General features: G+C 79.6%; 2 protein-coding genes. Both read left to right on the forward strand.

The genetic code is table 11. The features are described from left to right. A partial coding sequence (locus tag A0J59_RS20995) for a TadA family conjugal transfer-associated ATPase (RefSeq protein WP_156533227.1) occupies positions 1-1,204 on the forward strand: 1,204 nt, incomplete at its 5' end. 52 nt (positions 1,205-1,256) lie between these two features. Further along, positions 1,257-1,862, forward strand: coding sequence for a hypothetical protein (locus A0J59_RS21000; RefSeq protein WP_255365398.1), 606 nt, complete (start codon positions 1,257-1,259; stop codon positions 1,860-1,862). Positions 1,863-2,006: the final 144 nt, after the last annotated feature.

Here is a 2,006-nt window from a genome sequence, read left to right on the forward strand (position 1 = left end):
GGCCGGCGCCGAGCCGGGGGCGGGCTCGGGGGCGGGACCCGACGACGCGGCCGTCGCCGACGCGCTGCGGGCGTCCGGGCGCGTGCTCGGTACCACCGCCCTGCGGGAGCTCACCCGCACGGCGCACGCGGAGATCTTCGGTGCCGGCCCGCTCCAGCGCTACCTCGACGAGCCGGGCGTGACCGACGTGCTCGTCAACGGGCCCGACGAGGTCTGGGTCGACCGCGGGGCCGGGCTCCAACGGGTCGTCGTCGCGCTCGGCGGGCCGGAGGCCGTGCGGTCGCTGGCCGTGCGGCTCGCCGCCGCGGGCGGGCAGCGCCTCGACGACGCCTCGCCCGTGGTCGACGCCCGGCTCCCCGACGGGACGCGGCTCCACGCGGTGGTGGCACCCGTGTGCGGGCCCGGGGCCGTGATCTCGCTGCGCGTGCTGCGGACGCGGACGTTCGGGCTTCCCGACCTCGTCGCGTCCGGCACGGTCCCGGATGCCTGGGAACCCGTACTGCGCGGGCTCGTCGCCCGGCGCGCGAGCATGCTCGTCTCGGGCGGGACCGGCACCGGCAAGACGACGCTGCTCGCCGCGCTGCTCGCGCTCGTGCCGCCCGACGAGCGCATCGTCTGCGTGGAGGAGGCGCGCGAGCTCGACCCGGACCACCCGCACGTCGTCCCGCTCACCGCGCGGCGGGCGAACGTCGAGGGCGCCGGAGAGGTCGACCTCGCCGACCTCGTGCGCGCCGCGCTGCGGATGCGCCCCGACCGCATCGTGCTCGGCGAGTGCCGCGGGGCGGAGGTCCGCGAGGTGCTCATGGCCCTCAACACCGGTCACGAGGGCGGCCTGGCGACGATCCACGCCAACGACGTCGAGATGATCCCGGCCCGGCTCGAGGCGCTGGCGGCGCTCGCAGGCATGGACCGTGCCGCCGTGGCGGCACAGGCGGCCGGCGGCCTCGATGTCGTGCTGCACCTGCGTCGTGTGCGGGTGGCCGGGAGGACCCGGCGCGTGCTCGCCCAGGTCGGGGTCGTGCGGGGCGACGTCCGGACCGGGCTCCGGGTCGACGTCGCGGCCTCGTGGGACGGGGTGTCGGGCTCGCGCGACGGTTCCGCGCACGGCGGCGGCGACCGCGAGGGCGACGACGGCGGCACCAGCGCAGCCGGGCCGGTCGCCGGCCCAGCCTGGGACGAGCTCGTGGCGCGGTGGTGCGCGTGAGGCGTCGATGACGGTCCTCGTGGGTGTGCTCGTCGGGGCCGCGGTCTGGTGCGTGGCAGCGCGAGGCGGGCGCCGGGCCCGCAGCGTCGTCGGCACCTCGTCCTCGCGGCCCGGGCGGCCGTCGGTCCTGCGACGCCGGTCGCCGGCGCGGGCGGTGCCGGAGCTGGTGCGCGTCGTCGTGACGCAGGTGGGGTCGCTCCTGCGGTCCGGGGCCGCCCCCGGGGTCGCGTGGGAGCGGGCGGTCGGGGTGCGGGTCGACGCCGCGGGCGTCCCCCGGGTCGCCGAGCTCGCGCCGCACGTGGGCGGGCCGGCGACCGCGCGGGCCCTCGTGGCGGCGTGCCGGCTGGCGGTCGAGGTGGGCGCGCCGCTCGCCTTTGTGCTCGACGAGGTCGCGGCCTCGGTCGCGGCGGACGCCGAGGCCCGCGCGGAGCGGGACGCGGCGCTCGCGGGGCCCCGGGCGACCGCGCGCGTGCTCCTGTGGCTGCCGGCGGTCGGTGTGCTGCTGGGCTACGTGCTCGGCGCCGACCCGCTCGGCACCGCGACCGACGGCGGCCTCGGGACGGCCGGGGTCCTGCTCGGGCTCGTGCTCCTGCTCGCGGGCCGTACCTGGTCCGCTCGGCTCGTCGAGCGGGCGCGCAGCGCGGGGGAGGACCGGTGACCGCGCTCCTGGTGACGGCGTGGGTCCTGGCGGCGGCCGCGCCGTGGTGGGCGGCGCGGGCGGCCGTCGCGCGGCGGGCCGTCGTGGTGTCGCGACGCGTGCAGAGCGCCGCCGACCGCCCAGACAGGGACTGGGGCGAGGGGG

Origin of the sequence: Cellulosimicrobium sp. I38E (assembly GCF_001647255.1) — a bacterium.
Lineage (GTDB): Bacteria > Actinomycetota > Actinomycetes > Actinomycetales > Cellulomonadaceae > Cellulosimicrobium > Cellulosimicrobium cellulans_E.